The organism is Mesorhizobium sp. M7A.F.Ca.AU.002.02.1.1 (genome assembly GCF_003998535.1).
Lineage (GTDB): Bacteria > Pseudomonadota > Alphaproteobacteria > Rhizobiales > Rhizobiaceae > Mesorhizobium > Mesorhizobium ciceri.
The window spans coordinates 1-7,131 of the sequence record NZ_RZPB01000283.1 but is presented as its reverse complement, the minus strand read 5'-3'; the positions used below and the strand labels follow the sequence as shown (position 1 = coordinate 7,131).

Genomic DNA, 7,131 nt, shown 5'->3' with positions numbered 1-7,131 from the left:
CCGCATCGATCCCGACGGGATCGAAAAAGGCTGGAACAGCAGCGTGCGGATGACCAGGGCGAGCAAAAGCGCCTGGACGATGACGCTGACGGTCTCGCCAAGCCCGCCGGATTTCTTCTCGGATTTTTCAGCCACGCTCATGTCGTCCTCGATTGTGCGTTGGATGGTATAGAGTCTCGGCGCGCGCTGGGCAACGTCAATGCCGGTCGTCAGAGGCAATCAATGTGGCGCTTCTTCGACGGGCAGCGCCTCGATGATCACAAAGGCTTGAGCGAGCGGGAAATCATCCGTGATGGTGAGGTGGATTGCCGCCCGATAGCCCTTTGGCAGGATTTTGGCCAGCCTGGCCTGCGCTCCTCCCGTCAACGCCATGGTCGGCGCGCCACTGGGCAGGTTGACGACACCCATGTCGCGCCAGAACACGCCCTGCGCCAGTCCGGTGCCCAGCGCCTTGGCGCAGGCCTCCTTGGCGGCGAAACGCTTGGCATAGGAGGCCGCGCGGGCGCGTCGATTGTCCGAACGCGCCTGTTCGATGTCGGTGTAGATTCTCTGGACGAAGCGCTGGCCGTGACGCTCCAGCGATTTCTCGATGCGTCTGATGTCGATCAGGTCGCTGCCGATGCCGATGATCATCGCGCAGTGGAACCGATGCTTGCGCCGGGATGGGACGATTGCGCATGCCGGCTTGCGCGCTCGGCCAGGCGTTTGCGCCGCTGTTCGCGGAAAGCGTTCATGCCCCAGCGCGTGATGGCGTAGAACAGCAGCCCGAAGATCAAGCCGAGCGGAACCGCACCGATCAGCATCGGTTCAAGGACCGGTTTCCACAATTGCGCGAAGGAGAGGTTGTGCAACATCTCGCCCAGATGCGCCGGCGGCCCATGTGTCGGCAACCGGTCATGCAGGATGAGCTTGCCCGTTTCCCACGACGCGCCCCATAGCAACGGGAAGGTCAGCGGGTTGCCGAAAAAAACCGCGCCAAGCGCCGCCGCCACCAGATTGCCGGCTATCACCCAGCACAGGATGGCAGCGATGATGAAATGGAAACCGACGGGGAAGAATGAAGCGAAGACACCGGCCGCAACGCCGGCCGCCACCGCATGCGGTGTGGCCTTCAGCCGCAGGATGCGCTTGGAAAAATACTGAAGCGAGCGCGAAAACGAGCGGCGCGGCCAAAGATAGGTACGCACCCGCTCATAAAGGCCATCAGGCTTGCGGCGTCGAAATAGCACTCTGTTCCCGTTCCACAGCGCCCGCAACGGCACCTTCAGCCGGGCGTGGCAGCCACATCTTGCGCTTGACGATCACCCTATGGCAATCGCCAGCTTATATAACAACGCGCTGGCGCAAGAACAACCAAACACCTTTTGTGCGCCGCGCTTGTCGCCGCCCTTCGGGGCGGCAGGTCTTGCTTCGAACATTGGACAATCGCGGCAAATTTAAGGAACGGCAGTCGCATCGCCGAAAGGCACAGCGCCGCCAGCGGCTACGGCAGGTATTCGCTGACCTCGACCAGATTGCCGTCCGGGTCGCGGAAATAGACCGACATCATTGGACCTCGGGCCCCGACACGTTCAACCGGGCCGAGTTCCACCACCACACCATTGGCCGCGAGCCGCGCACGGACCTCATCCAGTGGCCGCTCGGTGATCAGGCAGAAATCACCTGATCCTGATGTCGGCGACTTCGCCTTTGGCTCGAAAGTCCGGCCGACCTCATGCACATTGATCTTATGGCTACCGAAAGCCAGCGCCGTCGGTCGATCCGCCGCGTCGATGCGCTCAAAACCCAGCACGCGCTGGTAAAACTCACAGGTCACTTCCAGCGAAGCGACCGTCAGCACGAAATGATCGATGCCGGCGATCATTTCCAATTCGTCTTCACGCATGTCGGCATGCCCCGTCAGATGTTGCGGCTGCCGGGCTTGATCGCCGGGATGGCGGCAAGCTCCGGCGGCAGCCGGTCGGCCGGATAGGCCGGGACCTCATACTCGGCAAGCGCGATGAGCGGCACGCCGACATCAGTCTTGCCGGCCGAACGGTCGATGATGCAGGCCGCGGCAACCACCTCGGCGCCAAGCTCGCGCAGGCACTCGATGGTCTCTCGGATCGACAGGCCGGTGGTGACGATGTCCTCGACGATGACGACACGCGACCCCCTGGCGATCTCGAAGCGGCGCAAGCGGAACTCGCCCCCCTCCCGCTCGACCCAGATCGCCGGCACGCCGAGATGACGTGAGGTCTCATAGGCCGGGATCAGCCCGCCGATCGCCGGGCCGACGACATAGTCGATCTTGCCGGGCACGCCTGCGCGGATCTTCTCCGCCAGCGCCTTGCACAGAAGCTCGGTCTTGTCGGCATGCATGAACACGCGCGCCTTCTGCAGGAAGACCGGACTGCGCAGGCCCGAGGTCAAAATGAAATGCCCTTCCAGAACAGCACCCGCCTCGCGGAAAATGCCCAGCACTTCATCGGTGTTCATGTCTGCCTCTTTTTGATTGACCATGATGTTGTCCGAAACCGGAGCATGGTCTAGCCATTGACGCGTCTTGCGTCGCTGACGCTCGAATTGTCCTTGAGCTGCGATAGCAGCCGGTTGAGGTGCTTGAGATCCCAGACTTCGAGATCGATCAGCATTTCGGTGAAGTCGGGCGCAGTGCGCACCATCGACAGCGTATGGATGTTGGCGTCGTTCGAGGCAACCACCTGCGCTATATCGGCGAGTGACCCCGGCGCGTTGATGGCGGTGACCGATACGCGCGCCGGAAAGCGTTCCTTGGTGCGCTCATCGATGTCCCAGCGCACGTCGATCCAGCGCTCGGGCTGGTCATCGAACGCCTGCAGCGCTGGCGACTGGATCGGATAGATAGTGATGCCGGTGCCCGGCTGGACGATGCCGACGATGCGATCGCCAGGGACTGCCCCTTCCGGCGCGAAGCGCACCGGCAGATCGCCGCGCACGCCGCGGATCGGCACGGCTCCATCGCGCGGCTGGTCCTTGTCCTTGCGCGCGGCACGACCCGGAATCTGGAACAGCATGCCGGCGGCATTGCGGATCTTCGACCAGCCCTCCTCTCGCGGCTTGGGGACGGCCGTGGTGACGCGCTCATCCTTGTAGTCGGGGAATACCGCCTTCATGACATCAGTGGAGGCGAGCTCGCCACGCCCGACAGAGGCCAGCACATCCTCGATGTCCTTGCGCGCCAACCTGTGCAGCACCTGCTTCAGGCTCTCCTTGGTGAAGGTCTTGCCGGCACGCTCGAAGGCGCGTTCCAGGATGCGGATGCCAAGACCCGAATATTGCTTGCGGATGGCGTTCTTGGTGGCACGGCGGATGGCCGAGCGCGCCTTGCCGGTGACGACGACCGATTCCCACGCCGCCGGCGGCACCTGCGCCTTGGAGCGGATGATCTCGACCTCGTCGCCGTTCTTCAGTTCCGTCATCAGCGGCATGATGCGGCCGTTGACCTTGGCACCGACGCAGGTGTCGCCGACATCGGTGTGCACCGCATAGGCGAAGTCGATCGGTGTCGCGCCGCGCGGCAGCGCAATCAACATGCCTTTCGGGGTGAAGCAGAACACCTGGTCCTGGAACAGTTCCAGCTTGGTATTTTCGAGGAAATCCTCAGGGTTGTCGCCTTCGGCAAGCTGCTCGATGGTGCGGCGCAGCCAGGCGTAGGCGTTGGTTTCCTTTGAAATCGCGTGGGCGGCGCCATTCGTCTTGCCGCCGGTATCCTTGTAGATCGAATGGGCGGCGACGCCGTATTCGGCGATCTTGTTCATCTCTCGGGTACGGATCTGCAGCTCGACACGCTGGCGCGACGGGCCGACAATGGTGGTGTGGATCGAGCGGTAGTCGTTCTGTTTCGGCGTCGAGATGTAGTCCTTGAAGCGACCCGGCACCATCGACCACGCGGTGTGGATGGCGCCAAGCGCCCGGTAGCAGTCCTCGACCGTGTCGACGACGACGCGAAAGCCGAAGATGTCAGAGAGCTGCTCGAAGGACAGCGCCTTGGCCTCCATCTTGCGGAACACCGACCACGGCTTCTTCTGCCGGCTCTTTACGCTGGCGTTGATCGCATGCTTCTCGAACAACGTGGACAGTGCCTTTTCGATGTCCGTCAGCACGCCCTTGTTGCGTTCGAAGATTTCGGCAAGCCGTGCGGTGACGGCGCGATAGGCTTCAGGATTAATGAAGCGGAAGGCGATCTCCTCCAGCTCTTCACGCATGCCTTGCATGCCCATGCGCCCGGCCAGCGGTGCGTAGATATCCATCGTCTCCTCGGCGATGCGCAGGCGCTTGGCCTCCGGCATGTGGTCGAGGGTGCGCATATTGTGCAAACGATCGGCGAGCTTGACCAGCAGCACGCGGACATCTTCCGAAATCGCCAGCAGAAGCTTTCTCAGGTTTTCCGCCTGCTCGGCCTTCTTCGAGACCAGATCGAGCTTCTTCAACTTGGTCAGGCCCTCGACCAGCTTGCCCATTTCGGGGCCGAACAGATCGTCGATCTCGGCCCGCGTGGCGGTCGTGTCCTCGATGGTGTCGTGCAGCAGGGCGACCGCGATCGTCGCCTCGTCCATATGCATTTCGGTGAGGATGGCGGCGACTTCGAGCGGATGCGAGAAATACGGATCGCCGGAAGCGCGCTTCTGGTGGCCATGCTTCTGCATGGCATAGACATAGGCCTTGTTGAGCAACGCCTCGTTGACGTCAGGCTTGTAGCGCTGGACGCGCTCGACAAGCTCATACTGACGCATCATGGGCGGAATCTCGCGGTGCTGAAATGATTGATGCGCCGCACTAGCGTACGGCGCATCCCATAGATAGCCACGAAACTGACTGGACGGAAGTGCCGGAAACGTATTCCAGGCAGGTCCAGAACGCTGGCTTAGTAGTCGTCGCTCTTTTCCGGCGGCACCAGGCCCTCGATGCCGGCCAGGAGGTCTTCCTCGGTCATCCGGTCGAAGGTGATGTTCTCCTCGGCGTCGTCGGCGTCGGTGGCGGCAACGGCGGTGCCGGTCTGATCGGCAATCGCCTCGCCATCGGCCTCGGGCTCGTCGACCTCGACATGCTTCTGCAGCGAATGGATCAGATCTTCCTTGAGGTCGTCGGGCGACAGCGTCTCATCGGCGATCTCGCGCAGCGCCACAACCGGATTCTTGTCGTTGTCACGCGGCACTGTGATCGGCGCGCCCTGGCTGATCTGCCGGGCACGATGGCCGGCAAGGAGCACCAGCTCGAAGCGGTTGTCGACCTTGTCGATGCAATCTTCAACGGTTACGCGGGCCATGGATTGCCCCTTTCATGCGATGGATTTGATGGAAAACAGGCTCGGTCCATAACCCGAACGCCGCCAAAATACAAGCATCATGGCAATGGCTGGGTTGCATGGCGCCCAAACCTTGGTTCAAACACCCGATTTGGCAAAACCAGTCTGTGCTATGTGTTCGGTGTCCCGATCACAATTGCTTGCAGTGCCGCACGCGCCCTTGGATTGCCGCGAAACTGGCGCTATCTCGGATGGCATAGAGGTCAGCCGGTTTATTATGAGCCTGACCGAACGCTATCGCATTTGGTTTAGACGGGTGTTTATTTCGAGAAGGAATATTTTCCATGTTCGACCCTCGTGAAAAAATCGCCCTATTCATCGACGGCGCCAATCTCTACGCGACGTCGCGCGCGCTCGGCTTCGACATCGACTACCGCAAGCTTCTGTCGAGCTTCCAGAAGCGCGGCTATCTGCTGCGCGCCTATTATTACACGGCGCTGGTCGAGGATCAGGAATACTCCTCGATCCGTCCGCTGATCGACTGGCTCGACTATAATGGCTTCAAGGTGGTCACCAAGCCGGCCAAGGAATTCACCGACTCGACCGGCCGCCGCAAGATCAAGGGCAATATGGACATCGAGCTCACCGTCGATGCGCTGGAACTCGCCGATGTCGTCGACCACTACGTCATCTTTTCCGGCGACGGCGATTTCCGCACATTGGTCGAGGCATTGCAGCGGCGTGGCCGCAAGGTATCGATCGTCTCGACCATGGCCTCGCAGCCGCCGATGATCTCCGACGATCTGCGCCGCCAGGCCGACCATTTCATCGACCTGACGACGCTGAAGAACGAGGTTGGCCGTGACCCGTCCGAGCGCCCGGTGCGCAGGCCCGAGCCGGCCGAAGTCGACGAGGACGATTATTGAGGCCGGTCGCCTTGACCGTGCTTTCCGCCTCCGAACCCGGCCGCGATTGCCCGCTCTGCCCAAGGCTGCATGACTTCATCGCCGAGTGGCGGCAGCGCGAGCCGTCCTGGTTCAATGCGCCGGTGCCGACTTTTTTACCACCCGAGGGTGACGCGGCGGTTCAGTTGCTGATCGTCGGGCTGGCGCCTGGCCTGCGCGGTGCCAATCGAACGGGCCGCCCGTTCACCGGCGACTATGCCGGCGACATGCTCTACTCGACGATGATTTCGCACGGTTTTGCGCGCGGAGAGTTCAAGGCGCGGCCAGATGACGGATTGGAGCTGGTCGGCACCGCGATCACCAACGCGGTGCGCTGCGTGCCGCCGGAGAACAAGCCGGTGGGCGCTGAGATTGCCACCTGCCGGACATTCCTGGTGCCGACGATCGCCAGGTTCCCGAACCTGCGCGCCGTGCTGGCACTGGGATCGATCGCGCACCAGTCGACGGTGCGGGCATTGGGCGGGCGTGTCGCCGCCTATCCGTTCAAGCATGGCGGGCAGCTGCCGGCCGGCAGCATCACGCTGTTTTCGAGCTATCATTGCTCGCGCTACAACACCAACACCGGTGTGCTGACCGAAGCGATGTTCGTTAGCGTTTTCAGCCAGATAGCGGCGTTCCTGCAGAAATAGAGTCGGGCGCCAGCGGATCAGCTTGATGGCGCAAACAGTGCAGCCAGCACCGCCGGCCCACCCTTCAGCACATTCATATCGACATCGCCATTGATGCCGTCGACGCGACCCCTGTTGTGGTACTGCCAGTAGACCCAGTCGTCGCGGTCCGGCTCCAGGAGCAACGAGCGGAGCCAGAGCGGACGGGCAGCAATGCGCCCTGCATAGGTCTGCGCTGCCTCATCGGTCAGATAGACGATCGCAGGCTTGCCGAACGTCGCCTCGACTGGAG

Annotated in this window: 9 protein-coding genes and 1 pseudogene; 2 read left to right on the top strand and 8 right to left on the bottom strand. The window is 62.1% G+C overall.

Annotated features, from left to right (window positions below; translation table 11 throughout):
* From EN879_RS39990 to rpoZ, 7 genes are all read right to left on the bottom strand, one after another.
* The coding region (locus EN879_RS39990) for a S26 family signal peptidase (protein ID WP_245493834.1) at window positions 1-165 on the bottom strand (165 nt) is incomplete at its 3' end.
* A 54-nt stretch (window positions 166-219) separates the two neighbouring features.
* Window positions 220-633, bottom strand: coding sequence for a holo-ACP synthase (gene acpS / locus EN879_RS18160; protein ID WP_013532586.1), 414 nt, complete (start codon window positions 631-633; stop codon window positions 220-222).
* A complete protein-coding gene (locus tag EN879_RS18155) occupies window positions 630-1,229 on the bottom strand; it encodes a DUF2062 domain-containing protein (RefSeq protein ID WP_013532587.1) in 600 nt (199 codons plus the stop codon). The genes acpS and EN879_RS18155 overlap by 4 nt, the downstream gene beginning before the upstream one ends.
* A 254-nt stretch (window positions 1,230-1,483) precedes the next feature.
* The gene (locus EN879_RS18150; protein WP_024503070.1) at window positions 1,484-1,864 is read right to left on the bottom strand and encodes a VOC family protein; all 381 of its coding nucleotides are present in this window, start codon (window positions 1,862-1,864) and stop codon (window positions 1,484-1,486) included.
* 35 nt (window positions 1,865-1,899) lie between these two features.
* Entirely contained in the window at window positions 1,900-2,478 is a 579-nt protein-coding gene (gene pyrE / locus EN879_RS18145; RefSeq protein WP_013532589.1) for an orotate phosphoribosyltransferase, read from the bottom strand.
* A 50-nt stretch (window positions 2,479-2,528) separates the two neighbouring features.
* Window positions 2,529-4,757: a bifunctional (p)ppGpp synthetase/guanosine-3',5'-bis(diphosphate) 3'-pyrophosphohydrolase gene (locus EN879_RS18140; protein WP_013532590.1), complete on the bottom strand. Its 2,229-nt coding sequence runs from the start codon at window positions 4,755-4,757 to the stop codon at window positions 2,529-2,531.
* Window positions 4,758-4,885: 128 nt separating this feature from the next.
* Window positions 4,886-5,287, bottom strand: a complete 402-nt coding sequence (gene rpoZ / locus EN879_RS18135) for a DNA-directed RNA polymerase subunit omega (protein ID WP_013532591.1) — start codon at window positions 5,285-5,287, stop codon at window positions 4,886-4,888.
* A gap of 323 nt (window positions 5,288-5,610) precedes the next feature.
* Here rpoZ and EN879_RS18130 point away from each other — a divergent pair, with 323 nt between their 5' ends.
* Both EN879_RS18130 and EN879_RS18125 read left to right on the top strand, forming a co-directional pair.
* Window positions 5,611-6,192, top strand: coding sequence for an NYN domain-containing protein (locus EN879_RS18130; RefSeq protein WP_010915096.1), 582 nt, complete (start codon window positions 5,611-5,613; stop codon window positions 6,190-6,192).
* Window positions 6,193-6,203: 11 nt separating this feature from the next.
* Window positions 6,204-6,860, top strand: coding sequence for a uracil-DNA glycosylase (locus EN879_RS18125; RefSeq protein ID WP_013532592.1), 657 nt, complete (start codon window positions 6,204-6,206; stop codon window positions 6,858-6,860).
* 17 nt (window positions 6,861-6,877) lie between these two features.
* Here EN879_RS18125 and EN879_RS18120 read toward each other — a convergent pair.
* Window positions 6,878-7,131: pseudogene (locus EN879_RS18120) on the bottom strand (lysozyme); the annotation flags it as partial.

Excerpts from the sequence above, each read along its gene's own strand:
- rpoZ (WP_013532591.1), bottom strand. The coding sequence starts at position 5,287 with ATGGCCCGCGTAACCGTTGAAGATTGCATCGACAAGGTCGACAACCGC.
- pyrE (WP_013532589.1), bottom strand. The coding sequence starts at position 2,478 with ATGAACACCGATGAAGTGCTGGGCATTTTCCGCGAGGCGGGTGCTGTT.
- EN879_RS18150 (WP_024503070.1), bottom strand. The coding sequence starts at position 1,864 with ATGATCGCCGGCATCGATCATTTCGTGCTGACGGTCGCTTCGCTGGAA.
- acpS (WP_013532586.1), bottom strand. The coding sequence starts at position 633 with ATGATCATCGGCATCGGCAGCGACCTGATCGACATCAGACGCATCGAG.
- EN879_RS18140 (WP_013532590.1), bottom strand. The coding sequence starts at position 4,757 with ATGATGCGTCAGTATGAGCTTGTCGAGCGCGTCCAGCGCTACAAGCCT.
- EN879_RS18130 (WP_010915096.1), top strand. The coding sequence starts at position 5,611 with ATGTTCGACCCTCGTGAAAAAATCGCCCTATTCATCGACGGCGCCAAT.